A 25,390-nucleotide genomic window follows, 5' to 3' on the forward strand; every position below is an offset into this window, starting at 1 on the left:
CCCTACTCTGCGGTCAGAAGGTGGTGATCCGATGAGACGACGCACCCTACTGACCAGTGTTGGGGCCGCAGCCCTCACTACGCTTGCCAGCACCTCAGCAAGCGCCGTCCCGGTCCCCAGCGGACCGCGCTTCGAGCGGCTACTCCTGGCGCCCACGACCCCAGCCGTTCCGCTCACCCTGCAGCAGGCCGGCATCGAGGTTGCCGCAGTTTCCCGCGCATACAGCAATGCCAGGTTCGCCGCCGTCGCCGCAAACCTGCCCAGCCTGCTCTCCCGCCTCCATGCCACCGTCACCGCCACTACCGGTCATGCTCGTGACACCGCCACGGCTCTACTATCACGTGCCTACCAGGTGGCCTCCAACGCGGCCACCAAACACGGCGACGACGCGATCGCCCTCACCATGGCCGACCGCGGCCGCACCCACGCCACTACCTCCGGCGACCATCTGGTGCTCACCGCCGCCACGCACATCCTGGCGATCACCATGCGCCGCGACGGCCATCATGCGGCAGCGCTGGACCTACTCACCGGAACCGCTCAGGAACTCCACATCAGCGGTTCGGATCCGATGATCCTGGCTGCCTACGGCAACCTGCTGTGTACTGCCGCCTACACCGCGGCTCAAACCGGGAACGCCAGCGACGCCGACACGTACCTCCAAGAAGTCGTCACGACCGCCGCCCGCATTGACGGTCATCGAACGCTTGCAAGTGAGCTCCCGTTCGGAGCGACCGCCGCGGTCATGTACCAGATAAGCGTGCACACAGCGCTCGGTAACACGGGAACCGCACTGAAGCACGCCGCTAGCATCAATCCCGCCGCGATCCCCACCCAAGAACGGCTCGGCCGCTATCTCGTCGACACCGCTCGAGCCTGGTCGCGACACGGCAATGCAGACAAAGCCGCCAACGCCGTCCTCGCCGCTTACCGGCACTCCCCCGAGGAGGTCGACCGAACCAGCGTCCGTGAACTGGTCGCCACCCTGCTGTACTCACCCACACCGACCCCGGCGGCGCTCCGCCGTCTCGCTAGTAACATCGGCGTCCACTAATACTCCAGGCGCCCTTTCAGGTCCGGATTCTGCTCAGGTAGTGGCTGGGTTGGTCACCTTGCGAGTCGCTTTTGCGATGGTGGTCGCCCGGTCGACGGTCCCGCCAAAGTAGTGGCGTACGCGGGCGTCGGCAGCCATCTCGAGTAAGGTCGGCTCGTCGCTGGGTGCCGGTGCCGTAACCGCACCAGCGGTCCTGCAGAGTGCGGCAGCCAGTCCCCGGTCACTGACGACCACCGGGGGTCGTCAGTTTCCTCGAAGGCCACGTTCGGGTAGAAGCAGGCGCTCGGGCCGGGATGCCGGGCGATCATTTGGCCGGGGGAGACCCGGTCGTCGCCGCCGCGTCCGCGCAGGATGACCCGTCTGAGGTGGTCCTGCTCGATGAGCGCGTAGCCCCGTTTGCCGTACCGGCGGCGTATCTCCCGGGTGGTGGTCGTCCTCCCGCTCCCGAAGTTCCTGCGGAAGATGACCATCCTGCGGTATCGATCTGCCACCGTAGCCGGGCCGCGATGGGAGGTATGTGTGGGTTGAACTGGGCCTCACGGCGTTGTGTCCACGCACAAGGGTTGTCGTCGTGGGCACCCTTGACGCAGAACGACCTGCCGGTGCCGGCGTGCATGATCCACTACATCGGCGACCGATCCGGCCTGCACCAGCTCGACCTCGGTCACGGTACCAGTCTGTTTGTGGCCGGCAGCGTCCCATCCAAAGGGCCGCGACCCTGCCGCCGGCCTCGACCATGCGGGCCGCCTTCATGCCGGCGGCGGGGCGGAAGACAGGTGGATGGTGAAACGCGTGCCGTGGCCGGGTTTGCTGTGGACCTCGATCGTGCCGCCGTGGGCCTCGGTTAGCTGGCGAGCTATGGCCAGGCCGAGGCCGCTGCCGCCGGTGGCGCGGCTGCGGGACTGGTCGGCTCGCCAGAACCGGTCGAAGATCTTCGGCAGGTCGTCCTCGGCGATGCCCGCGCCCGTGTCCCGTACCGTAATCGTCGTGTCATCCGCACTGACCGTGACCGAACCGCCGGGCGGGGTGTAACGGATGGCGTTCGAGATCAGGTTGCCGATCACCTGGCGCAGCCGCACCTGATCGGCCGAAACCACCGGATCCCCGATGATGTCGAGTTCCAGGCGCACCCCGGCGGCCTGGGCGCTGCCGCGGTGACTGTCGGCCACCTGGGTGAGCACGTCACGCAGCGACGTCGGCTCCGGATGGATGCGCAGAGTGCCCGCGTCAGCAGCGGCCAGGTCACCCAGGTCGTCGATGATGTGCTGGAGCAGCAGCGCCTCCTCGTGCAACATCGCCACCAGATCAGCATCGGTCGGCGTGAGATCGTCCTGGGCGGCCTCCAACCAGATCCGCATGTTGCTCAGCGGAGTACGCAACTCGTGCGCCACGTCATGGACCATCGCACGGCGCTGGGACTCAGCGGTCTCCCGGCGTTCCGCGGAATCGTTCAGGGCACGGGCCAGCCGGCCGATCTCGTCACGCGTAGTGACCAGAGCGGGCGTGTGGCTCTCCGCCGCGTCGGTCAGGTTACGCAGCGGCCGCACCAGACGCCGGCCGACCAGCATGGTCACCACGACCGTGGCCAGCAGCACCGCCCCGGTGAACAACACGATCCTGGTGACACTGGCACCAGAGAGACTCAACGTGCTGCGGCCGGCACCGGGTTCGGTGACGAACAACAGCGCCCGCGGAGCGACGTACGACCGCAATTGGATCTTTCTAGAAGACGACACACATTGCTGTACGGTCGTGGCCGGCCCCGCCGATTGCAGCGACGACGGCGGCCTGACCTCGGTCGACTCGGTGGAGGTCCGCACAACGGGCCACCTGCCGAGGTACGCCCGGAAGTCCGGGGTGATGCGCAGCTGGGCGGACCGCTCGCCGAGCCCCAGGCAGGCCGCGGTCAGTTTCGCCAGCTCCAGCAGCGCCTTCTTCTCGATCGGGCTCACCAGACTCTCCAGAGCGAACGAGCAGAACTCGATCACCTCCGGAGTCAACGGACTCGCCGTGTCGGAGCGCACGCTGGTGGTGACGACGCTGGGACGGCCGGTCGGCGCGACGTCGACGACACTGTTGTAGCCGACCTTGCGGAAACAGTTCTGCACCTGTTCGGCGGCCTCACCCATCAGGTACCGGTCCGTGGTCGGCACGATGTACGGCCCGACCGCCCGGACATCGATCGGCTGATCACCGCCGGTCAGGCCCAGATCGACATCGAGCGGATCCAGCACCGCCGACGGGCGGGTACCGGACAACTCCGGCCCGGCCGGCGAATCGAGAATGACCGTACGATCGTCGGTGGTCAGGGTGATCCGCCGGCCGAGCTGGGCGGCCCGCGAACGGACCAGGGTCTGCGCCCCGGACCAGTCCTCGTGCCCGGCCGCGTAACCGAGCAGCACCTCGTAGACGGCCCGCTCGTCGGCCACCGCCCCACCCTGCTCCTGACTGATCGCCCGGGTGGTGGTGGTAGCGGCGAGCCAGGCCGTGGCGGAGATCGCAGCCAGCGCGATCAACAAAGATGTCACCAGCAGACGCGTCACCAGACTGTGCCGCACCGGCACCCGGTCACGGCTCACGACGCCGAACCGAACGCCAACTTGTAGCCCACACCGTGCACGGTGAGCAGCAGTTCCGGCCGCCGCGGATCATGCTCGATCTTGCGGCGCAACTTCATCACGTACATGTCGATCGTGCGCTCGGTCGAATTACGGTCGATACCGCGGGTGTGATGCAGCAGCTGAGCCCGGCTGAAAACCCGATCCGGCTGACCGGCCATGGCCGCCAGGATCGCGAACTCACCCCGGGTGCACTCCACCGGACTGCCGTCGACCGTGACCCGGTGCGTGGCCGAGTCGATCAACAGCCGCTGCGCCGCCGGCGGCAGCGCGCCGCGGGAGGACCTGCGCAACAGGGTACGGACCCGGGCCACCAACTCACGCGGACTGAACGGCTTCGTCATGTAATCGTCGGCCCCGAGATCCAGCCCGAGCAGCAGATCACTCTCGTCGCTGCGCGCGGTGACCATCAGCACCAGCACATCCGACTCCTGCCGCAGCGTGCGGCACACCTCCAGACCACTGAGCCCCGGCATCATCACGTCCAGGATCAGCAGGTCGGGCCGGTCCTGCCGGGCACGCTCCAACGCGGCGAGACCGTCATGCACCACGATCGTCTCGTGCCCGGCGGCCACCAGATAACGGCGGATCCCCTCAGCATGCCGCGGATCGTCGTCCGCGATCAAGATCGTCGCACCCATGGCCGCGATCGTAGGCCGCGGCTCAGACACTGGACAGCGCCTCGGTGGGATCCAGCCGGGCCGCCCGCACCGCCGGATACGCCCCGGCCAGCACCCCGATCACCAGAGCACCGGCCAGCCCGGCGCCGGCCGCCACCGGTGGCACCGTCACCGGCCAGTCCTGGAAGACGGCGTAACCGGCGACCGCCAGCGCACCGGTAAGCACCCCGGCCGTCCCACCGAGCATCGACAGCACGATCGACTCGGTCACGAACTGCGTGCGGATCTGACCCCGGTTCGCACCCAGCGCACGCCGCAAACCGATCTCCCGCCGCCGCTCCAACACCGAGATGTACATCGTGTTGGCCACCCCGACCCCACCGACCAGCAACGCGATCCCCGCCAGCCCGAGCAGCAGCGAATGGAACGTCTCCGTTACGGCCTGCTTGGCCGCGAGCGCATCCGAAGGCCGGCTGACCAGCACGTCACCCGGCCGCTCCGGATTCGCCGTAGCGGCCAGCACCGCACGCACCGCGGCCACCTGAGCGTCCGTGGTCTGCACGTAGATCCTGGTCGGATGGCCGTCGAAACGCAGCCACCGGGCGGCCGCGTCCCAGCCGACCAGCGCCGAACGATCGATCTCAGGCGACAACGCCACCGGATCCAGGATGCCGATCACGGTGAAACGCTGCCGGCCCACGTACACCTGGGACGGCCGAGTGAGATCGACACCGGTGAAACCGAGCCGCTGCGCCGCCACCGCACCGAGAACCACCGTCGGCAGCCGCTGCATCGCGGCATCCAGGAACCGGCCGTGCCGCAGACGCCCGTCGATGGCCGGAAGCAGATCGGTTCGGGCCGCCACCACGGCGATGGCATTGAAATCACCGTCCGCGGTCCTGTCCGAGCGAGCGACATCCAGCCCGAAGTCACCGATGGCGCTGGCCCGGGTCACCGGACCGATCCGCGCCACCATGTCGGCCGACTCGACCGGCAACTTGAGCGGCGGATCATGGTTCGGCGCCGGGGTGACCTGCAACCGGTTGGTGCCCAGCGCCGCGAGCTTGCGGTCCAGAGCCCGCTGGCTCGACGCCGGGATCCCGGTGACCAGCACCAGCGTGGCAATGCCGATCGCAATACCGAGAGCCGACAAGACAGCCCGAACCTTGCGGGTACGAATACCGAACAGCCCCAGACCGATCAGGTCGGCCGCCTTCTCACCGAGCCTCACTGCACAGATTCTCTCGTCCGATCGGACACCAGGCGGCCGTCCAATATGCGGATCTGCCGGGGAACCCGGGCGGCCACGTCATGGTCGTGGGTGATCAACGCGATCGTGGTCCCGGCCCGGTTCAGCTCGCTCAGCAGGTCCAGCACGGCCGCGCCGGTGGCCACGTCGAGCGCCCCCGTCGGCTCGTCGGCCAGCACCAGAGCAGGCCGGTTGACCAGGGCCCGGGCGATCGCCACCCGCTGCCGTTCACCACCGGACAACTGCCGCGGATGATGGTCGGCACGGTGGGTGAGACCGACCCGGTCCAACGCGGCCAGCGCCAGATCTCTTCGATGCCTGCGCCGTACGCCGGCGTAAAGCAACCCGGTGGCGACGTTCTCGGTGGCGGTCAGCCCATCGGTCAGGAAATACTGCTGGAACACGAAACCCAACCAACGGGCCCGCAACGCCGACAGCGCCCGATCGGACATCGCCACGACATCGTGCCCACCGAGCCGGACGCGACCCTCGGTCGGCCGGTCCAGCGTCCCCATGATGTTGAGCAGGGTGGATTTACCGGACCCCGACGGCCCGAGAATGGCGACGAACTCCCCGGCGTCGATACGCAACGACACCTCCCGCAGCGCCGTCACCTCCGTACCGTAGCGCCGGGTGGCGTTCTCGATCTCCAGCACCGTGGTCATCGGAATCCTCCGTGGATGCTCTGGGCTTCAGCTCGGAGAGGAAGCGGATCGCCTGCGGAGCAGGCTGGGGAAGGCCGGTTCGCCGGCAGGGCGGACAGGCGTCGACCCCACAGCATGGCGCAGGTGGACAGGTGTGCTAATTTCTTCGTGCCTTGCCGGTGACAACCAAGCCGGTCGGGTCTACCGCCGGGCTGGCGGGAAGTGACGTCTGTGGAGATGATGTAAGACCGATGGGCGGTCCACCGTCCCTTGCCGGTGTTCCGGGTCGGCTGTTGTCGCTGAAGCAGAAAACTCAACCCGCGAGGGTCGAATCCCCCTGCTTCAGTTGGGGGAGATGTCAAGACGCCGTCGTCACCACCCGGGCGCCGGCGGTCACGCCGGCACCGGTGACCTGCACCATGCCGTCGGCAAACATGCCCACCTCGACCGCGGTCAGGGCACCACCCGACAGCTGTACGCCATACCCACCGTCACGCAACGCGAGCAGTGCGCCGACCGGCACGGCAAGCACGCCGGATCGGGTGGTGCCGGTGAACCGGACCTCGACGTCCGCCGAGCTGATGTTCTTGATCGCCGAGGCCTTGTCGACGCCGACGACCACCTGCACCTTGGGCTCCTCCGTGCCGGCCTCCGCGGTGCTGGGCTGCACCTTGGTGCTGACGGTACGCACCGTGCCGCCGGTCTTCGTGCTGTCCGGCAGCGTGATCTGCACCTTCTGACCGGCGCGGATGTCGTCGGCCCGGCTCGCGTCGACATCGACCGTGACCGCCTTGGCCTCGTCGCTGATCGCCATCAGATTGCCGGTGGCGTCGTCGCCGAGCTGGGCGGCGGCCGCGCCCACCCGTACGGCGCCGGTCAGCACCAGGATGTCGCCGAGGGTGACCGTACCGGTGGCCGGCCGTAGGCCCTTGTCGGTCTGCCAGCGCTGCACGGCGTCCTTGAGCGCCGCGGTGAAGACGCCGTCCTTCTCCGTCAAGGTGACCTGGTAGCCCGTCTTGTCGCCGGCGCCGGCCCCGGGGAGGGTGACCTCGGTGCCGGGGGCCGGCTGTTGTCCGACGGAGTAGCCGAGCGCCCGCAGATTGTCCGCCACCGTGCGGACGTCGGGGCCGACGAGACCGACCGTGCCAATGTCGCGGAACAGCGGCGCCGACCCGTAGAACAGGGAGACGGGCCGGTCGCCGACGCGGTAGATGGTGTCGCCGCGGTCGAGGGTGCGGCCGGACTTCGGCAGCCAGGTCAGCACCCCGGCGGCCACCCCGCGCAGCGTGCGCTGCCGGCGGTAGCCGACCGTTCCGGTCTCGGTCCAGTAGTCCGACAGGTCGGTCCGGACCACCTCGGCCGTCGCGACCGTCGGCGCCGCCGGCCGGGCGGCCGCGGCGGCGTCGTCCCTGTCGTCGAGGAACCGGACGACGGCGAACCCGCCCCCGATCACCAGGACGCCGAGGATCCCGGCGAGCAGAATCTTCTTGACCACGGGGTCCGCTACTTCTGGGTGAAGGCGGCGATCTCGCAGTCACGCGCGATCTGCATGCCCTCGTCACTGTTCGCCTTGGCGATGTTGGCCTTGTCGTTCACCGCCCAGAGCTGGGACTCCTTTCCCGTGCCCCGGATCTCCATCTTGATGCCGTGGCTCTCCATGCAGGCCTTCTCCTCGCGGAGGTCCTCGACGAAGTTCGGGTTCTGCTGGGGGTCACGTTCCGGCGCGTCCAGCGGCTCCTTGTCGGCACAAGCGTCGACGGCCGCCTGATACTTCTTCGGGTTCCGCTTGTAAGTGAGCAGCGGGCCGCCGCTGTCGGGCGCCGACGGCACACCGTGCTGGGTCCAGCAGGCGTAGTAGGCGTCGTAGATCCGGTCGATCTCTTCCTGGGACGCGCCCAGCGGGAACGTCCGGTCGGCGTTACCCGTCGCGGCGGCCGCCGTGGTGCCCGAGGCCGTCGCGCCCGGAATCGCGGCCACCTGCGCCTCGGACTCGTCCGCCTGCTGCCCACACGCCACCAGCGACAGCAGCAGAACCGCCCCGGCAACCGTCATCGTCAACTTTCGCATGCCAGCCAGCATGGCGACCGCCTGTCAACAATTCGTCATCTCGTCTTCCTCACCGGAAGAAGATGCCGTTGACGGACTCCGGGCTCTGAAAGAGTCCGGAACACGGCCTCACGGCCGGCATGCCGAACGGTTACAGCGTGGCGCCCCGCTCCGGCCCGCAGTTCCAGTTCGTCTGCGCGGTGGAGGATCTCACCGAAGTTCAGCAGGCCGGTGGGGAAGTCGACCACGAAATCGACGGCGTCGTCCCATCGGATCTGTCTTCGGCTTCTCGAGTCCGGCTGTGAGCCTGTACGACCAGCTGCACCGGGATGATCCTCTGTGCGGTCGAGGAAATGCCTTATTCGAGTGGCCAGCGATCCTCAGAACGTCCTGCGGCGGACCGATGAGGGGCGGTATGACAGTTGTCAACAGCCCTGTAGATCTTGCTACCGGCGTGCGTGTCCAACTCAAAACCTACACGGTGATCGGCTTGGTCGACCGGGATGCCGAGGAGCCTGAACTGCTGGTTGCTGGTGTCATTGAGGATGACGCAGCCGTCGCTGACGTCGGCCTCTATTCGGGGAAGGCGACCGGTACGCACGGTTCTGTCACCAGGTGCGGGCAGAGGACGTCGAAGATGCCGAGGATCAGTGCAGGGCATACGCCCGCTGTGCCTACGCGGGCAGCACGATCTACCATTGGGATGCGACAGATCAGGATATTTACACCGAAGGCGTCTACCGCCATCTGACAGCGAACGCCCACGCGATCTTCGCAGTTCTGGCGAACGCGCCGGAGAAGCGGTTTACCGGTGAGCAACTGGCCATTGCTGCCGGTCTGAAGAACCTTCACGGGGTTGCCGGGTCTGTCGCGCCCTCGCGTGCTGTGCACTGGGGTGAACCGCATTCAGTGCTGGTGGTTCAGCCATCCTGCCAACGGCCGCGTCGACTACTGGTTCGAAGATGTTCAGCATGCCTCAGGGGTTTCGGCGTGCCGCTCGATCGCGTCGAAGATGTCGGCGTCCACTTGTTGCTGCCATGCTGGCAGGTCTTCCCAATCCGCGACGTACGTAGGTTTGGGGTCGTCGAAAGCTGCGTGGATCTGCGCGATCCAGCATAGGGCGATGAAGCGGCCGCGCTGTTCTCGGCTGAGCTTCGTGGTGGCGCCGTTGCTTACTTCGATGAATGTCAGGACCTGGCCGTAGACGGCGGCTGCGGCTGCTCGCTCCCAATCTGGCGTGTCGTCCCACGGTGTGACGTATCCAGGTTTGGGGTCATCGGGGTAGTGCTGCCGTACGCCGGCGATCCAGGCGTTGCGGAAGATCTTTCCTTGTTCGGTCGGCATGGGTCTCCGTCTTGGTCTGGATCAGGTTGTTGCGAGGACGCAACTGATGCGCTCGTGGAGGGAGCCGATACGTCTGTCGGCGAGCATCGGCTCCAGTTGGGAGCGCAGGGTATGAAGCTTACGGCCAACGTAGCCGGGCGATCGGGATTGCTCGGCGAGGTCCAGGGCGGCATGTGAGTGCAGGAGTACCTCGTCGGGATCCTGGCGGTGGATGCCTACTGACGCGAGGTCGGTGAGCAGGCTTCCCCGGCGTCGTGGTGATCCGGTCTGTTCGAGTGCTCCGGAGAGTGCCTCGGCGGCAAGTTCGAATTTTCCGAGGGCCAGGTAACAGGTTCCGCGTTCCTCGTCGAGGCGGCTAGACATCTTTCGGGGTGGAGGTTTGTGCCAGGTCTATTGACGACGCTTTCGGGGGATCGACCGGTTTCGGTGGTTTCGGGTGTCCTGGAGGCATGCGGTACGGCGATGGCGGTGGCCTGAACCAGGCTCAGCGGGAACGGCGTGAGCAGGTGCGCTGGCAGGCTGCGGGCCTGTTCGCGGCGGGCGTGCCGGCGCCGCGGGTCGCGAAGATCCTGGAAGTGTCGGAGAAGTCGGCCTACCAGTGGCGGCGGGCGTGGGCCGCCGGTGGAACCGCCGCGCTGGCTTCCAAGGGCGCCTCCGGGCCGGATCCGAAGCTGTCGGACGCCCAGTTGCAGCGGCTGCGCGAGCGTTTGGACGCCGGTCCCGCGGCGGCCGGCCACAGCGGTGATCAGCGGTGGACCCTGGCCCGGGTGGTCGCGCTGATCGCCACAATGTTCCACCTACGGGTCGGGATCACCACCGCCTGGCAGGCGATGCAACGGCTCGGCTACACCGCGCAGATGCCGGTGCACCGCGCTGCCGAACGCGATGAGGACGCGATCGCCCACTGGCGCAGGTACCGGTGGCCGGCGCTAAAAGAGTCGCCGCGAGAAGCGGCGCGTGGATCTGTTTCGCCGACGAGTGCGGGCAGACACTGAGAGCGTCCAAGGCCACGACCTGGGCACCGAAGGGCATGACCCCGATCGTCAAGGTGACCGCGAAAGGCACCGTACGGGTATCGGTGGCCGGTTTGTGCTGCTACCGGCCCGGCCACCGATCCCGGCTGATCTACCGCACCCTGCTCTACCACGGCCGCAAAGGCGAACAGAAAGGGTTCCGCGAACCGGAGCTGATCGGCCTGCTCGATGCCGCTCACCAGCAACTTCAGGGCCCGATCGTACTGATCTGGGACCGGTTGTCACTCCACAAGACCCGGGCCATACGGGCCGCGATCGCCCGACGGCGCTGGCTGCGCGTCTACGAACTACCCGCCTACGCCCCGAACTCAACCCGGTCGAGAAGGTCTGGTCGACGATGAAACGCAGCCTGGCCAACCACGCCGTCCGCACCGTCACCGCTCTCGCCGCAGCGGTGAAGAACCGGCTCAAACGCATGCAGTACCGCCACGACCTGGTCGACGGATACCTCGCCGGGACCGGACTGTCCCCACCAGCCCCAGCCAGACCCTGACCGCAAAAGGTGTCTAGCGTCGAAGCGCAGCCAACCCCCAGGGATCATCAAGTTTCGCTGTCCGGTGACTCGCTGTGCTGATTCGAAGGCGGTCTCACATCCGCTGATGTCGTTCATGGATGCCGAGACCTGCGCCTTGACGACGGCTACCCAGTGACGCGTGGGTAATTGGCTGTCCCCTCGGTCGGCGATCCGGACGGCGGCGTCAAGGATGTTGGATGCTTCCTGATACTGATGGTCGTAGATGCTCACGAAACCGTGCCGAACGAGCGCGCAGGCCCATTGGTCGTACGCCCGGCCTTCTTTAGCTGCTGACGCGGCATGGCCGTAGGAGGCGAGCGCATCGGTGTAGAAGTTGCCGTCGAAGAGGATCTCTCCGGCCAGTTGGAACAGCTCACTGGCGATCACACACAATGTGCGGCGTTCGGCTTCGGAGCGGGTCTCGCCGATCGCAGTGATCAGCCAACGCAGCTGGTCTTCTACCAGGGGATAGGCCAGCTGCTTGTTCGTGGCCAAGCCGTAGGTCTGCCACAGACTGTCGGTGAGTTGCCGTAGCTGATCAGTGTCTCGGGAACGCCAAATGCCCTCAGCGGTGCCGAGATCATCGTGCGGTGGTAACAGCGCCATCGTCGCTGCAACGCTGAGCAGCCTGAGGAGATTACGGCGATACATGTCGGTGGCACCTGTCGCGTGGATTTCGGCCACGACGCCGCCGGAGATAGGAGGCGCCGGTGAGTTGAGATCTTGTTTGGAACTGTCGATGGTCAGCAGGTCGGTCAAGCGCTCAGGACTGACCTGTAGCGCGTCGCTGAGCTGCTTGCGGGTGTGTGGCTGGGGTGAGGTCTCGCCTCGCTCGATGCGTCCCACCGTCGTGCGGTCGGTCTGGATCCGAGTGGCCAACTGTTCCTGGCTCAGGCCGAGTTCTTCGCGGCGACGGATGAGAAGGCTGCGCCTGGATGCCACGAGCACCTCCGTTGGATCCGGGCCCCACAGGGCAGCCTACGGGACTTCGAGGTCCGTGCCAGACAGGCGCCCGAGATGCATCACAGACGCCTCACCCATGCCCTGTCGTATCGACTGAAGTCGCTGTTTTCTTAAGGTGTCTCGTAGTGGAGGCAGAGCAGGCGCGGTGCAGGGGTCTTCGAGTCGTTGATGCTGGGTCGAGTGTGCCTCGATCGAATGAGTCGCGAAGCGTGTCAGTGCACCGGGGCCGTCACGATCGGTGCGCGCTGCCGGATGGTTGAGCGCCCCGTCTGTTTCCATATCAATATCCCCTCAAGGAAAGGGACGCTGATGACTGTTGTCGCCTTCGGTCTGCGTCATGCGGTTCGGCCGGTGCCTGTTCCTGTGGACTGGTCGGGTATCCATTTCGACCCGGACCGGCAGATCAGCATGATCACCGAGAACGGTGTGGAAATGCCCGCGCTGAAGCACTCCACGGGTCAAACCTCAACCAACACAGCGGGGCAGGACAACAAGGGTGGCGCTGACAAGGACGCCGACCGGACCGAGGACTGATCACCGATGCCCCAGCGCACCGTGGCGGTCTTCACCGACGAGTTCGACATCACCGCCGACGCGGTGATCATGGAGCTGAACGAGCGGGGCACCGCGGTCTTCCGGTGCGATCCCGCCGCCTTTCCCGGTGCGCTGGCCGTGCGTGCTCGATTCGGCCGTGACGGATGGACCGGGCACCTTGACACCGGATCTCGGGTGCTGGATCTCAAGGACGTGGTATGTGCCTGGTGGCGGCGGCCGACCCCGATCACGGTTGCCGCCGCCGTTCCGAACGCCGACTGGGTGCGACAGGAGGCCACGGCGGGACTGCGAGGACTCTTGGCAGCACTGCCGTGGCTCAACCATCCCGATGACATCCGGGCTGCTGAGCACAAACCACTGCAATTGGCCGTCGCCGCTCAGGCGGGACTGACAGTCGCTCCGACGCTGATCACCAACGACCCCGCCCACGCACGCGAATTCGCTGCCGAGTGCGGGCCCGTGATCTACAAACCACTCAGTGGAGGCCTGCTCGATGACGGGCGCATCATTTACACCAGCGTGATCGATCCCGTTACGCTGGACGGGTCGGTGACCCTGACCGCGCACCTCTTCCAGCAGCAGATACCCAAGACGCACGAACTGCGAGTGACTGTCGTGGACGGCCGAATATTCACCGCCAGGATCGACGCACTGACAGCCGAAGGACATATCGACTGGCGCTCGGACTACCGGAAGCTCCGCTACAGCCAGGAGACATTGCCGAGTAAGGTCGCCGCCGAGGTCCGGGTGTTCATGCAGCTCCACCGTCTGCGTTTTGCTGCACTCGACTTCGTGGTCACTCCGGACGGCGAGTACGTATTCCTCGAAGCCAACCCGAACGGCCAGTGGGCGTGGATCGAGGATGAGACCGGCTTGCCGATCGCGGCGGCCATCGCAGACGCGCTCGAGAGGGGCCCGCATGACCAACTTCTGGTGGAATAACGCGCAGCGCCTCGTCGACACGCTGGAGGCTGACGGCTACCTGGCGGATCCGCACTGGAGACAGGCATTCATCGAAACGCCCCGGCATCTTTTCCTTCCCGCGTTCTTCCACCCGCTGCCGGACGGCCGATGGCGGGCCGCCGACACCGGATCCCCGGACTACTGGGAGTCCGTCTACTCCGACACCACCCTGACGACCCAACTCAACGGCGCCATCACCCCGACGCCGAACACCGAGCCACTCGCAGGCGAAGCCACATCCAGCTCCACACAACCGAGCCTGATGGCGGCAATGCTCGACGCCCTGAGCCTCGCCGGCAGCGAGCGTGTGCTGGAGATCGGCACGGGTACCGGTTACAACGCGGCCCTCCTGTCGCACCGGCTCGGCGCCGACAAGGTGACCAGCGTAGAGGTGGATCCGACCGTGTCCGCTGTCGCTCGTCAGCGGTTGAACCTGGCCGGGCATCAACCGACCACGGTGGTCGGCGACGGGCAACAAGGATGGGGGAGTGGGGCTCCTTACGACCGACTGATTGCCACGGTGTCCGTGCCGGGTGTTCCCGCGGCGTGGTTGTCCCAGGTTCGGGATGGTGGCGTGATCGTGGTCAGCCTCTGGCGCGACCTCGGCGGAGGCCCCCTCGTCCGCTTGAACGTCGACGACGGCATTGCGCAAGGACTCTTCCTGCCGGAGGCCGGCGGATTCATGCCGGTCCGGTCGGTTGCCAAAGCAAGGCAGGCACTGAGTATCGCGGCCAAGCAAACGGGCGTCTCACGGCCCGCGACAGTGCCCGGCGAAGTGCTGCACGAACCTGAGATCGCCTTGTGGATAGCACTGCGGGTTCCCGTGGTGACCTGGCTCGGGTTCACCCCAGAAGAAGGTGGTCTACAGACGTGGTTGTTCGCCGCCGGCGGCTCTTGGTCGATGCTCGACACCACCGCGGGCACGGTCGAGCAGTTCGGGTCACGCCGTCTCTGGGACGAGGTCGAACACGTCTACTCCCTGTGGGAAAAGGCAGGGCGTCCCACCCGCGGTCGACTCGGTTTGACTGCCACCTCTACCGGCCAACACAGCTTCTGGCTGGACGATCCCAGCAACATTCAGTGGCGACACTCGTGACTCATTGCCGTCGTGATCAGTGCCGAACCGACCCTTGCCGAGGACACGTTCTTGCTGGTCGAGACCTCGATGGTGGCCGACCATTTGTGTGGGTCCACTCCGATGACGACATTGGGCATCTGTCTCGTCCTCCCTGCTCCGACCTGGTGTCGACGGGAGGGCAGCGCTACTTTGAGCTGGGCATACCCCTCTGGAGCCTCTCCTCGCCGCAGTGACCGGCAGGGCACATGCCAAATCTGAGCCACACCCAAGATGCAGGTGGACAGCCGAAAAGAGAGTGACTCTGCAGGTCACCTCGACCATGCCTGGCCGGGCAGCGGTCGCGCCACCAGTAGATAAGTAGCCGATGAGCATGCCTGATGATCTTCAGGCGAGTGGTGGAGCTTTCACCTCGACAGTCACCGGGCAGATCGTGCGTAACGGCGACACCCTGACCCGTCTGGTCTGCGGGTTCCAGATCGGTGTGACGATCGCAGGGGGTACGTCCGCGAAGCCATCGACCTTCTCGCCGCGAGCGCCGACGATCTCGAAACAGCGATGACCAGGATCCGGCTGCTCGTGGACAGCACGGTACTGCGCCCTCGATTCCGCTGGTCAGCGGCGGGTGCCTGGGGCCCGGCGGGGTGGGCGCCGTCGTGGTCCGGGGACGGGTGGCTTCGGCTCGGTGCTGCTTTTCGGGGGTTCGACGGTGTTGTCCGGGGATGCCGCCGGGTTCGTGGCCGAGGGCGGGCGGTGGAATCGGCGGAGGCCTCTCTGGTTGACCCAGCCGCCGGTCTTCCAGAGGGCGGCGATCGCCAGCACGGCCAGGAAGATGGCCGGCCCGGGTGGTACGGCCCGCCCGATCTGTGACAGCAGGAGCCCTAACAGCAGGATCATCGCCGGTACGGCCGTCAGCAGCCAGAGCAGCCCGTCGCGCAGCAGTGCCCGGCCGGTCGATCCCTCCCGTTTCTGCCACACCGCCCAGCCGACGGGGAGCAGCCCGGTCAGGCCGGCCAGGACGATCGCGACCGCCATCACCGTCGTGCCGGACTCGGGTACCAGCGGGATCCGGGACTCGCCCAGCCACCAGATCAGCAGGAGGAACAGGAACACGATGCCCATCAGCCAGCTGATGAACGCGGTGATCGCCACACCGGTCCGGAAGTTGCCCCGCCACAGCAGCCGCCACGTCGGCACCCCCGGCTCGACCGGGCGGAAGACCGCCCCGCTGACGACCACCAGCGAGAATCCGAACAGCAGCACGATCAGGATCGCCCCGAAGATCGAGCCCGGGTCACCACGGCCGAGTGCGGGGTCCATCACCGGTGCGAATCCGGCCAGTGCGGCGGCCAGCGCGAGCACGGCCAGGTGATACACGCTGAGCACGGCCACCGCGATCCACCCGGACAGCACACTGACCCCTCGCGCGATCGCGAGCGGGGTCTGCAGGATCGCCCCGCACAGCATCCAGGCGGCGCTGGTGACGAACAGGTTGAAGCCGTCGTCGCGGATCGCCGACCGCCACGACGTCCACGGCTCGTGGACGTCGGCGACCGCGTTGAGCCGTACGGTGACGGTGATACCCGCAACGATCGCCAGCACCGCGGCCACCCATTGGGCGGCGATCATCGCCCGGCCCGTGCCGAACCGGTCGTCGTCAGCAGCCACCATCACAAGATCATAATGGGCTCACACCCGGCCGACGACGGCCCAGGTTGCCACGCCGGCCGAACTCAACGAACAGATCGCGGTCATCGACCGGGCCGAGGATGACCGGCGCCCTGAGTGCCGGGGCCTTTTGTGTCCTAGCCACACATGACGGCCAGGGAGATGCTTCGCGTCAGTTCTGCCTGAAAATAGAGTTCCTGCAGGTATGTAGATATCTGTCGCCGCCTGCCGCTCTTCCTCATCGGCGAATCCCGAGGTGCGCATCGGCAGCCGCATCTGGTCAGTCGCCGACAATTGTCGATGTCTTGCCCGCTGCGCCAGGCCTCCGTCCCTGCTTCTCGCGCTGCCTCAAGGAAATCTTGGGGGCCCCGGCCCGCAAGACCGGGTGAGAGAGCTCTGCTAACGGTTCGGCTTGGGCAGGTACGGTGTCGTTCTGTAGTGACGCGCGTCCATGTCGACGCGGTCGGGATCTTCGGGGTGTGTCCGATGGCGGAGATCGACAAGATCATTGGCAGGCGCATCGAAAAAGGCCGGAGACGTAAAGGCCTGCTCCAGCACGAACTCGGGGCCGTGGTGGGCCGGTCCGAGTCGTGGGTGAGCCAGGTCGAGCGCGGCGTCACCGCGTTGGACAGCGTGTCCATGGCCGAACGGATGGCCCGTGCCCTCGGCCTGCCGGTAGGCCATGTCCTGGCGTTCGACATGCGGTACACGACTTCGTCGGCCCCACAGCAGACCCGGTCACCCGGCCCCGTCACTGAGGGACAGCACGGGCCGTCCTCCGGGCCGTCCGCTGATACGGAAAGCTCGGAGACTGTGCTGCGACGTTCCTTCACGCTCGGATCCCTGGCAGGCCTGACCGCAGCCATCGCCGGTCTCTCGCCGGACGCCCGGAGTCAGATCAGGCGCCCGTCCGGTGGGATCCTGGATCAGGCCACGGTGAACGAGTTGCGGTCGATCGGTGCCAGCTACCGCCGGTCCTACAAGTCGTTCCCGGCGTCCAGCTTGGTCCCGGTAGCTCACGACCAGGTCCAGTTGGTCGTGTCGTTACGGCCGAAGGATCAGCCAGCTTACCTGCGCAACTCGCTGCTGGCGCACCTGGCCGAGATGGCCGCCCTCGCCAGCGCCCTGCAGTCGCTGGACCTCGGCGACCCGGGACAGGCCGACGCGTACATGGATCTCGGCTATCAGGTCGCCAAGGAGATCGAGAGTTCGGAGCTGGCCGCCCTGATTCTGGCGGGCCGGGCCTTCCGCGCCTCGTTCCGCGGCGACTCCGTTGACGGGCTGGACTACGCGCTCGCCGCCGTGGACACCGCCGGGCGTGGGGCGTCGCGGCGGATGCGGGCGTGGACGAACGCGGTGGCTTCCGAGATGTACTCCGGCACCGGTGACATGCACGGCTTCCGCACCTGCCTGGAGCAAGCCCGAATCCTGTTGTCCGGGCCGATGGACGACGAGCGGTGGGGTGGGATCGCCTGGTTCGACCTGTCCAAGGCCGATGCGTACGAGGGAAGCGACCTGGTCCGGCTCGGCTGTTACGCGGAAGCGCTGCCAGCGTTGGACAAGGCGCTCGAGCTGCTGTCGCCGGAGATGCTGCGGCACCGGGGCACCGCGTGCATTTCCCGTGCCGAGGCGCACGCCGGAGCCGGGAACGTCGAGGCCGCCTGCGAGGACGGCCACGCCGCGTTGCTGCTGGTCGCCCAGGTACAGCACCGGGAGACTCTGCGCCGGGTCACCGCCCTGCACCGCACTTTGAGGGCGCACAAGACGGCCGGGACACGCAGTCTCGGTGAACATCTGATCGATACGCGAACCCTGCTCAAAACCTCCGGGAGTGCTGTATGAGCCGCCGTACCGGCCTGATCCTCGACTTCGGTGGGGTGCTGACCACCAGCGTCGCCGCCTGCGCGACCGGTTTCGACCGCCGGGCCGGGCTGCCGGAGGGCACCTTCCTGTCGATCATCGCCAAGAACCCCGAAGGGGCCGCCCTGTACGCGGACCTGGAACGCGGGGCGATCAGCCAGATCGAGTGGAACGAACGCACCGGTGCGCTGCTCGGGATCGACGGCACCGGCCTGCTCGGCCGGGTCCTGGAGAACCTGCACCCGGAGCCGTCGGTCATCGCCGCCGCGCAGGCCGCCCGCGCCGCCGGGATCACGGTGGGGATCTTCTCCAACAGTCTGGGCCTGGAACCGTACGACGTGTACGCCGGATACGACATCGACCGGCTTTACGACGCGGTGCTGATCTCCGAGCACTACAAGATGCGCAAACCCGACCCCGCGATCTATCCGATCATGCTGAACCTCATGCGGCTGCCCGGCGGGGCCTGCGTGTTCGTCGACGACACCGCCCGCAACCTGGCCCCGGCCGAAGACCTCGGCGTCACGACCGTCCTGGCGAAAAACCCGATGGACACGATCACACGGCTGGAAGCCCTGCTCGGCATCCCGCTCAGCGCGCAGGGCTGAGGGGTGATCCGCAGTCTGGTTGCGGGCCCGCAACCAGACTGCGGATGCGAACGCCGCACCGGCGGCACGGTGGTCGGTGAGGCCGCCGACCGACGTGACAGGAACTCTCGCTCCGCCGACGGCCACCCAGCACCCGGCAGGGTGCCCCTTCCTCGGAACGGAGATCCAGGTGACCACCGCCGTCACACCCGCAACGATCACCGCCTACCTGCCCGACGCGTTCGACCCGCGCTGGAACCGCCTGCCCGGCATCACCGTTGCCGGCACCCGCATCACCATCGACCCGGCCGACTACTTCTTCCGCTTCGAGAACAGCTCCTGGCTCGTCATCGACTGGGAGACCGTCAAGGCCGAGCTGCTGCATGTCGAGGAAACCGAGACCGCCACGGTCGAGCAGATTGCGCTGGACTTCGTGAGGACCCACGCTCGCCCGGCCCGCGACGCCGGCGAAGTTCTCACGATCGCCTACCAGGTGTACTCCTACCTGTTCCGCGACGAGCACCTCGCCGCCCTGGGACTGCCCGCGGTCACCGCCGAGCACCTGAGGATGCTGCGTGAGGCCGCGACGTTCATGGCCCTGAACAAGATCGAGCTGGACGGGCACATCTCCAACGTCGGCCCGTGCTGGTTCTTCCCGTCGGACACCGGCGTCGTGTTCGACCTCTCCAAGACTGAAGGGCAGATGCTCGACGAGGTCTACCACGGCGGCTGGTTCAACGAGTACCGCCGCATCGAAGCCATCAAGGCCCACACCGCCCTCGGCGGGCGCCTCGTGCACGGCTGCCAGTCCGCACCGAACCAGTCCGGCGGAGTCGTCGCCGCCTACGGCACCTCGATGGCCAGGTTCGCCGTGGAACTCGCCGGGATGAAGGACGAGTGGATCCAGCAGGTCGAGGCCCACCGCGTGACCGCCGTCTGACCACCCGCGTTGTCCCTCTGGTCCGGGACGGTAGCCGTCCCGGACCAACCTTCCAGCCCGTCTGTTCCCTACTTCGGAGCCCGTCGTGAATCCGCAGCTCGTCACCGACATCCTGACAGCCGTCCGCACCAGCACCAGACTGCCGCAGCCCCGCCGGAGCACGGTGCGCGTGTGGTCGCTGTCCGGGGTGGAGCGCCTCACCTTCCCGGACGGCACCACCGCGATCTACAAGTACGCGGCCGAACCGTTCACCACCGAACACCAGGTCCTACGGGCGGCTGCCGGCGCCGCGATCCCGGTGCCGGCCGTCATCGGCGCCCTCGTCCGCGACGGCGTACTGGGCATGGTCCTTGAAGACCTCGGCAAAACGGCCCGAGAGGCCAATGACGAGGACGGCATCATAGCCGCGATCGCCCTGCACCACGCCACCATCGACCCGATGCTGGCGGAACTGGACTACGAAGCTCTTGCCGTGTTGCCGGTCTTGGCCCGTGGCCACCTATATCGGCTGCGTGCCAACGGCCGGTGGACGGCAGACACCGACGACATCGCCGGAATGCTGGACGCTCTCACGGCCGGCGCTGCGAAACGGGCTGCGGGCGCCACGACCGAGCCGTGGGGGTGGGTCCACTCGGAGTTCCACCCCACCAGCCTGCACATCGGCACGACCGGCTGGCGGCTGCTCGACTTCGCCCGTGCGTTCACCGGACCCGGCCTGCTTGACCTCGTCTCCTGGCACGGCACCATCGACGCCCCCGATCCCGCCCGGCTGCACCACCACATCGAGAAGTACATCGCTGACGGCGGCCATCGCGATGCCCTGGCCGACCGCGGCGGCCTCGCCGCACCTGACTGGGCGCTGGGCTGGCACCGCGTCTGGGTGGTCGAGTGGTTCATGGAGCAGGCCCTGCGCTGGATCAACGACCCGTCCCAGGACCAGGTGTACATCGACGTGGTCCGCCAGCACCTGACGACAGCCGTTCGACACCTGAAACCGTGACCCCGATCTTCTGGGACGCCCACGCCACCCACCGCCTCGCCAACGAACCGCCGGGACCGCGGCAGCCACCGCAGAGGATGGAATGGACCCAGCGGCCGGGTATCGGTCCCGGCGCCGAAATTCTCGGCGGGGACCTCACCGGCCGGCGGATCGTGGAACTCGGGTGCGGGGCCGGGCACACCACCGCCCACCTCGCCGCCGCTGGCGCGACCGTCGAAGGTGTGGACAGCTGCGCCGGTCAGATGCGGCGGGCCGTCGCCCACTACCAGTACACCGGAGCCCGGTTCCTCAACACCGACGCCCTCACCTACCTCGGCAGCGGCTCCGCAAGCCTGGACGCGATCGTCTCGGTCTTCGGCGCGATCGGCATGACCGAACCGACCCGGCTGCTCGCCGCATGCTCGCGCCGACTTACCGGACGGGGTGTTCTGGCATTCAGCGTGCCGCACCCGCAACGCACCGGCACCATACCGCTCACCCCGCCTACCCGCACCACGGCGATGCTGCCAGACGGCACCACCCAGCTGCTCGAACAGTGGGACATCGAACCCGGCGCGTGGACCCGCGCGGTGAACCGGGCGGGACTGGTAGTCACCGCCATGCTGCACATTCGGGCGCCAGCCGACACCCGGTGGCCCACCACTCTGCTGATCACCGCACACCAACCCGACTGATCACCCTGGAGGGCGGCCGGATGAACCGGATCCCATACCTGCTGCTGGACATCGACGGCGTGCTGATCCCTTTCCCGGACGCCGACAAATCCATCCCGGCGACCCACCGGTGCCACCAGGTCCACCTGACCGGCTGCCCCGACCCGATCGAAGTCTGGCTGAACCCGGCCCACGGCCCCCTGATCACCGACGCCATCAACACCGGGCTCGTACAGCCGGTGTGGTGCACCAGCTGGCGCATCGACGCCTCCCACCAGATCGGGCCACTGATCGGCCTTCCCGCCTTCGAGCACATCGAGCTCCCCCGCCTGCCGATCACCACCAGCCACCCCGACGGCTACCTGTGGAAACGCGACCACGTCGAACCCTGGCTCGCCGACGCACCCGCCGTCTGGATCGACGACGACTTCACCACCCTCGACCACCAATGGGCCAACAACCGCACTACCCGGGGCGCCGCGACACTGCTGATTGAACCCGACCCCTACCAGGGCCTACGCCCGGAACACATCCAGAGCGCCCTGACCTGGGCTGCCAGCGTGGCCCGAGGCACAGCATCGGCCTGAGAAGCCTGAACGCCGGCGGCACCGGCCGCTTCTTACACAGCCCAGCTGTCATGGCCGTCTGCGGAGTCGTCGTCGCGGTGTGCCCCTTGCCCTCTGGGGCGGCGTCCACCCTTATGGGTGACTGGCAGCCGAAGAAAGGGCCGTCGCAAGGTCCTGGACCCGCATCCGGGCGGTAGTGCTGACGAGGTTCCTGCTGCGGCACGACAATGTCCAGGACCTCGCGGGCAGGTTGTTCGGATGTTCACAGTCGACGATGCCGCGGGTGTTCCGCACGGTCAGGCCGCTGTTGGAACGGGCCATGGCCGAGGTCACCACGCAGGCGGTGCAGCGGGCACGGCTGGGTGCGGTGCTGCTCAACGGGTTCGTCGCGCCGACCGGCGAACGCGCTGACCATACCGACCTGTTCCCCGGCAAGCATCGGTTGTCCGGCATGAACGTGCAGGTCATTGCCGAACTTGACGGTCGGATCGTCGAGACCGGAACCCCGATCGGCGGCGCTCGGTACGACAGCGGGATGTTCACCGCCTCAGCTGCAACCGAGCGTTGAACTGCCAGCGTGCAGCTGTGAAACGTGCCATCTCGCATCTGGTCAACTGGAAGATCCTCGACCTCGGCTACCGCGGTCAGATCTCCTAAGAGTTGAGTCGTAACTCCACGCCGGGGTCTACGGCGTGTAGTTTTCTGGCTCTGGCGTTCCCGCGTGGTCGCCGCTTGCGCGGTGTCTCATCGGGGGTTGCGGTCCGGCCTGTAGTGACGGCTCGTGTTTGCTCGGCAGAGGCTCCCCGCCGCTGGTGGGGAGCTGCCGTACCTGCCGGTACCCGTGGTGGCGTGCCGGTGGTCGCGGTTGACCTTGCCAGGACCTCTTGCAGCCCTGTTGATGCGATCCGGGCTGCGAGTGCGGCCCGGAGGGTCTCGTTGATCCGGGCGGTGCCCGGCTGGTCGGGGTCAGCAAGCTGGACGCAGGCGCCCATCGCCGCGGCAACCACGTCCCGGTCCCCGACAATCCCGCACCCGCACCGGTGGGTGCGCTGGCCGAGGGGTTTCTTCGCCCGGACGCCGCACGGACACTGCTGAGACAGTGCGGTCTGCGTGGTCCCGGCCCGCAGTAGCTGGCCGGCGGCCACAGCGCACTCGAGCTTGAGGGCGGCGATGAGCATGCCTGGTGAGAACAGCGCGATCCCGCGGCCCCACAGTTTCGCCCAGGCGCGGATGTTCGTGTGTTCGACGACCAGGTTCGGGCCGTGCTCGGTCACCACGGTCCGGGCGATATGCTGAGCCCGGGCCTGTTTCGCCTGTGTTCCCGACCGGCCGGCGGCCGCATGCTCGGCCCGCCGGCGCCGGTACGCGGCCGACAGCCGGTCGCGGCGGTATGCCTGTTTCGGGATTCCGGCCGCGTTCGCAACCCTCGGCCCGAGCGGCGTCGGGACCTGCCGGACGAGCAGTCCAGCATCCGCCCGGCGGGTGGCGCGTTTCTGCTGCCGCTTCGACAGCTCGTACTGGCCCGGGTTGCTGTTGCGTCGGGACCGGTCCAGCGCCCGTTGACGGCGCCGGGCGGTCAGCCGTACCTGTTCGGCTGCCGCCCGCTGGACATCGTCGACCGCGACCATGCTGGTGTGCAGGCCGCCCGGCGCGGTCGGGTCCGCAGGCATGGACGCCACCGCAAGGTTGGAGACGTTTCCGTCGACCCCACCAACCCGGTCACGTGGCGCAGCAACTCGTTGCTCGCGGACGCTCGGGCTGGTCCAGCCGTGGTCGAGGATCATCAAATGGGCGTAGTACCGCCACCCACCAGGCGCTTTCGGGTCTTCGACCCGAACCAGGTCGATCTTGTGCCACACCTGCGGCCGACCGAGGAAATGCTGCAAGCGTGACTGTTTCGCCGGGCCGTGCGGCAGTCGGACCGGGAGGACCAGGTCCGGGCGTGGGCCGGCGCCGGGAAACACGACCGTGAGTGGGCCGTCGTAATCCCACCAGCCGCGCAGTCCCGGCGGACGTGCCGGCACCGGGATCCGGGACGGGCGTTGGGCCGGGAACGTGGTCCGGTAGGCGTCCAGGGAGCCGACCAGGCGGAACGTCTCCCACGTGTTCGGCTTCGTGTGCGACCGGGCACGGCCCGGGATCCGGGTTGAGGCCCACCAGGTACCGACTCGCGGCCGGCCGTGCCGGTTCCCGATCTTATCGGCGAACAGATGCCGGTCGACGGTCTCCCACACCTCGTCCGCGAGGTGCATCGCGAGGGCCTTGGTCAGGTGCCGGCCCAGCCACCCCGACCGGTCCACATGCCCGGCCGCCGCCTGTTCCAGACTGGACCGTGACAGGCCGAACCGCTCCCGGGCGAGCTTCGGCCCGTCCTCACTGGACCGCAGACGACCGGCAGCCCAGTACGCGTCCACCCGCGTCCCGGCCTGACGTTGCAACGCCCGTCGCAGCTGCCACGTAGCCCCGAACAGCTTCTCAACCTGGCGCCGGGTGACCGGGTCGGTGGTGTCGACCTCGAGCCGGATCACCGCCGTCGGCGCATCCTTCGCCCGGCGCCAATTCTTCTGCTTCGACTTCCCGCGGGACCGACGGACCACATCGGTATCCGTCACCCCGCACCCCCACCGAGTCGCACACCAGTTCGAGATAGAGAGCCTACCCACAGAAGATCAACATGTGAAGATCGGCCCGCACTACCACCACCTGATCCCACTCACCGGCCTCGACGAACAACAGCTCCACACGCTCACGCAACGAATCGCGATTCACGATTCACGGACCGGCTCCTGATCGCCTGCGCCGGCCTACCCACCAACCTGACCACCCGCGCGCTCACCGCGATCTTCCAGGTGAGTCAGTCGATGATCGTCCGCATCCACCGACACCTGCTCCCGGTCCTCGCCAGCCTGCGGCAACCCCGGCTACACCCCGATCATGGCCGGCGATGCACGTGGATTCTCGATGGCACCCTGATCCCCGCCCACGACCAGCACCGGGCCGCGATCTCGAAAAACTACCGGCGCAGCATCAACCTGCAAGTCGTCACCCGCCGCTGCGACCGGACCATCATCGCGGCCGGCGCCGCCCGGCCAGGAAACCGCAACGACATCATCGCCGTCCGAGCCCAACCCGAACTACTCGCGACCCCGCCACGACAGATCCTCGCCGACGGCGCCTACCAATCCCTGCCCGGCGTCACCACCCCCGCCCGAGGAGCCGGCGCAAAGATCATCCGCGACCACACCCGGCAACTACACCGCCGACACCGAGCCACCGTCGAACACGTCCTCGCCCGCCTCAAAGACTGGCAGATCATGCACCAAATCCGACGCCGCGGAACCACCATCGACCACGCCATCAGCGCCGTCATCGCAATCTACAACCACCGAATCGAACACTTACGACTCAACTCTTAGTTCCCCGACGGACTACGCACC

The 25,390-nt window shown here is 67.3% G+C and carries 25 protein-coding genes and 1 pseudogene; 15 read left to right on the forward strand and 11 right to left on the reverse strand.

Translation table 11 applies throughout. The annotated features are described in order from the left end of the window. Nucleotides 1-31: 31 nt before the first annotated feature. On the forward strand, nt 32-1,054 hold the full coding sequence (locus Aco03nite_RS50680; protein WP_203810121.1) for a hypothetical protein: 1,023 nt from the start codon (nt 32-34) through the stop codon (nt 1,052-1,054). A 749-nt stretch (nt 1,055-1,803) separates the two neighbouring features. Here Aco03nite_RS50680 and Aco03nite_RS50685 read toward each other — a convergent pair. From Aco03nite_RS50685 to Aco03nite_RS50720, 8 genes are all read right to left on the reverse strand, one after another. After that, complete coding sequence (locus Aco03nite_RS50685; RefSeq protein ID WP_239146116.1) at nt 1,804-3,633, reverse strand: sensor histidine kinase; 1,830 nt, start codon at nt 3,631-3,633, stop codon at nt 1,804-1,806. Further along, on the reverse strand, nt 3,630-4,313 hold the full coding sequence (locus tag Aco03nite_RS50690) for a response regulator transcription factor (RefSeq protein WP_203810123.1): 684 nt from the start codon (nt 4,311-4,313) through the stop codon (nt 3,630-3,632). Before Aco03nite_RS50690 ends, Aco03nite_RS50685 begins: the two co-directional genes overlap by 4 nt. Before the next feature lie 22 nt (nt 4,314-4,335). Beyond that, a complete protein-coding gene (locus Aco03nite_RS50695; protein WP_203810125.1) occupies nt 4,336-5,523 on the reverse strand; it encodes an ABC transporter permease in 1,188 nt (395 codons plus the stop codon). Further along, nucleotides 5,520-6,206 (reverse strand): ABC transporter ATP-binding protein, encoded by a 687-nt coding sequence (locus Aco03nite_RS50700; RefSeq protein ID WP_203810127.1) that lies wholly within the window; start codon nt 6,204-6,206, stop codon nt 5,520-5,522. Before Aco03nite_RS50700 ends, Aco03nite_RS50695 begins: the two co-directional genes overlap by 4 nt. 337 nt (nt 6,207-6,543) lie before the next feature. Beyond that, on the reverse strand, nt 6,544-7,680 hold the full coding sequence (locus tag Aco03nite_RS50705) for an efflux RND transporter periplasmic adaptor subunit (RefSeq protein ID WP_203810128.1): 1,137 nt from the start codon (nt 7,678-7,680) through the stop codon (nt 6,544-6,546). A gap of 8 nt (nt 7,681-7,688) precedes the next feature. Further along, nucleotides 7,689-8,252, reverse strand: coding sequence for a hypothetical protein (locus Aco03nite_RS50710; protein ID WP_203810130.1), 564 nt, complete (start codon nt 8,250-8,252; stop codon nt 7,689-7,691). Between the two features lie 945 nt (nt 8,253-9,197). Then, complete coding sequence (locus Aco03nite_RS50715) at nt 9,198-9,575, reverse strand: hypothetical protein (RefSeq protein WP_203810132.1); 378 nt, start codon at nt 9,573-9,575, stop codon at nt 9,198-9,200. 21 nt (nt 9,576-9,596) lie between these two features. Beyond that, entirely contained in the window at nt 9,597-9,938 is a 342-nt protein-coding gene (locus tag Aco03nite_RS50720) for a hypothetical protein (protein ID WP_203810134.1), read from the reverse strand. 86 nt (nt 9,939-10,024) lie between these two features. Here Aco03nite_RS50720 and Aco03nite_RS50725 point away from each other — a divergent pair, with 86 nt between their 5' ends. Together Aco03nite_RS50725 and Aco03nite_RS50730 are read left to right on the forward strand one after the other, a co-directional pair. Further along, the gene (locus tag Aco03nite_RS50725) at nt 10,025-10,570 is read left to right on the forward strand and encodes a helix-turn-helix domain-containing protein (protein WP_203810136.1); all 546 of its coding nucleotides are present in this window, start codon (nt 10,025-10,027) and stop codon (nt 10,568-10,570) included. Beyond that, a complete protein-coding gene (locus Aco03nite_RS50730) occupies nt 10,495-10,950 on the forward strand; it encodes a transposase (protein ID WP_239146117.1) in 456 nt (151 codons plus the stop codon). Before Aco03nite_RS50725 ends, Aco03nite_RS50730 begins: the two co-directional genes overlap by 76 nt. Here the strand turns inward: Aco03nite_RS50730 and Aco03nite_RS53890 are convergent. Then, nucleotides 10,905-12,065 carry a helix-turn-helix domain-containing protein gene (locus Aco03nite_RS53890; RefSeq protein WP_239146118.1) on the reverse strand — a complete coding sequence of 387 codons (1,161 nt, stop codon included), beginning with the start codon at nt 12,063-12,065 and terminating at the stop codon, nt 10,905-10,907. The two genes, Aco03nite_RS50730 and Aco03nite_RS53890, sit on opposite strands and share 46 nt — an antisense overlap. A gap of 330 nt (nt 12,066-12,395) precedes the next feature. Between Aco03nite_RS53890 and tgmA the strand changes: the two genes are divergently transcribed. The 4 genes and pseudogenes from tgmA to Aco03nite_RS54980 form a co-directional block, all read left to right on the forward strand. Then, the gene (gene tgmA / locus Aco03nite_RS50740; protein ID WP_203810138.1) at nt 12,396-12,620 is read left to right on the forward strand and encodes a putative ATP-grasp-modified RiPP; all 225 of its coding nucleotides are present in this window, start codon (nt 12,396-12,398) and stop codon (nt 12,618-12,620) included. A gap of 6 nt (nt 12,621-12,626) precedes the next feature. Further along, nucleotides 12,627-13,583: an ATP-grasp ribosomal peptide maturase gene (gene tgmB / locus Aco03nite_RS50745; protein ID WP_203810140.1), complete on the forward strand. Its 957-nt coding sequence runs from the start codon at nt 12,627-12,629 to the stop codon at nt 13,581-13,583. Then, nucleotides 13,561-14,700 (forward strand): ATP-grasp peptide maturase system methyltransferase, encoded by a 1,140-nt coding sequence (gene tgmC, locus Aco03nite_RS50750; RefSeq protein WP_203810142.1) that lies wholly within the window; start codon nt 13,561-13,563, stop codon nt 14,698-14,700. The genes tgmB and tgmC overlap by 23 nt, the downstream gene beginning before the upstream one ends. 412 nt (nt 14,701-15,112) lie before the next feature. Continuing rightward, nucleotides 15,113-15,258 (forward strand): annotated as a pseudogene (locus Aco03nite_RS54980) (IS5/IS1182 family transposase); the annotation flags it as partial. A gap of 36 nt (nt 15,259-15,294) precedes the next feature. Here the strand turns inward: Aco03nite_RS54980 and Aco03nite_RS50755 are convergent. Further along, the gene (locus Aco03nite_RS50755) at nt 15,295-16,350 is read right to left on the reverse strand and encodes a hypothetical protein (protein ID WP_203810144.1); all 1,056 of its coding nucleotides are present in this window, start codon (nt 16,348-16,350) and stop codon (nt 15,295-15,297) included. A gap of 483 nt (nt 16,351-16,833) precedes the next feature. Between Aco03nite_RS50755 and Aco03nite_RS50760 the strand changes: the two genes are divergently transcribed. From Aco03nite_RS50760 to Aco03nite_RS50790, 7 genes are all read left to right on the forward strand, one after another. Beyond that, nucleotides 16,834-18,189 (forward strand): helix-turn-helix domain-containing protein, encoded by a 1,356-nt coding sequence (locus tag Aco03nite_RS50760; protein ID WP_203810146.1) that lies wholly within the window; start codon nt 16,834-16,836, stop codon nt 18,187-18,189. After that, the gene (locus tag Aco03nite_RS50765; protein ID WP_203810148.1) at nt 18,186-18,815 is read left to right on the forward strand and encodes an HAD-IA family hydrolase; all 630 of its coding nucleotides are present in this window, start codon (nt 18,186-18,188) and stop codon (nt 18,813-18,815) included. The genes Aco03nite_RS50760 and Aco03nite_RS50765 overlap by 4 nt, the downstream gene beginning before the upstream one ends. A 169-nt stretch (nt 18,816-18,984) precedes the next feature. Next, a complete protein-coding gene (locus tag Aco03nite_RS50770) occupies nt 18,985-19,734 on the forward strand; it encodes a hypothetical protein (protein ID WP_203810150.1) in 750 nt (249 codons plus the stop codon). Nucleotides 19,735-19,819: 85 nt separating this feature from the next. Then, nucleotides 19,820-20,734 (forward strand): phosphotransferase family protein, encoded by a 915-nt coding sequence (locus Aco03nite_RS50775; RefSeq protein ID WP_203810152.1) that lies wholly within the window; start codon nt 19,820-19,822, stop codon nt 20,732-20,734. Continuing rightward, nucleotides 20,731-21,408, forward strand: coding sequence for a class I SAM-dependent methyltransferase (locus Aco03nite_RS50780; RefSeq protein WP_203810154.1), 678 nt, complete (start codon nt 20,731-20,733; stop codon nt 21,406-21,408). The genes Aco03nite_RS50775 and Aco03nite_RS50780 overlap by 4 nt, the downstream gene beginning before the upstream one ends. A gap of 20 nt (nt 21,409-21,428) precedes the next feature. Then, nucleotides 21,429-21,974, forward strand: a complete 546-nt coding sequence (locus Aco03nite_RS50785; RefSeq protein ID WP_203810157.1) for an HAD domain-containing protein — start codon at nt 21,429-21,431, stop codon at nt 21,972-21,974. A gap of 262 nt (nt 21,975-22,236) precedes the next feature. Continuing rightward, nucleotides 22,237-22,521, forward strand: a complete 285-nt coding sequence (locus tag Aco03nite_RS50790; protein ID WP_203810159.1) for a hypothetical protein — start codon at nt 22,237-22,239, stop codon at nt 22,519-22,521. 85 nt (nt 22,522-22,606) lie between these two features. On the opposite strand, the gene Aco03nite_RS50795 is transcribed toward Aco03nite_RS50790, so the two are convergent. Then, nucleotides 22,607-24,481 carry a hypothetical protein gene (locus Aco03nite_RS50795; protein ID WP_203810160.1) on the reverse strand — a complete coding sequence of 625 codons (1,875 nt, stop codon included), beginning with the start codon at nt 24,479-24,481 and terminating at the stop codon, nt 22,607-22,609. Between the two features lie 333 nt (nt 24,482-24,814). Here Aco03nite_RS50795 and Aco03nite_RS50800 point away from each other — a divergent pair, with 333 nt between their 5' ends. Further along, on the forward strand, nt 24,815-25,369 hold the full coding sequence (locus Aco03nite_RS50800; RefSeq protein ID WP_203810163.1) for a transposase: 555 nt from the start codon (nt 24,815-24,817) through the stop codon (nt 25,367-25,369). The last annotated feature ends 21 nt before the right edge of the window (nt 25,370-25,390 follow it).

The organism is Actinoplanes couchii (assembly GCF_016862075.1).
Lineage (GTDB): Bacteria > Actinomycetota > Actinomycetes > Mycobacteriales > Micromonosporaceae > Actinoplanes > Actinoplanes couchii.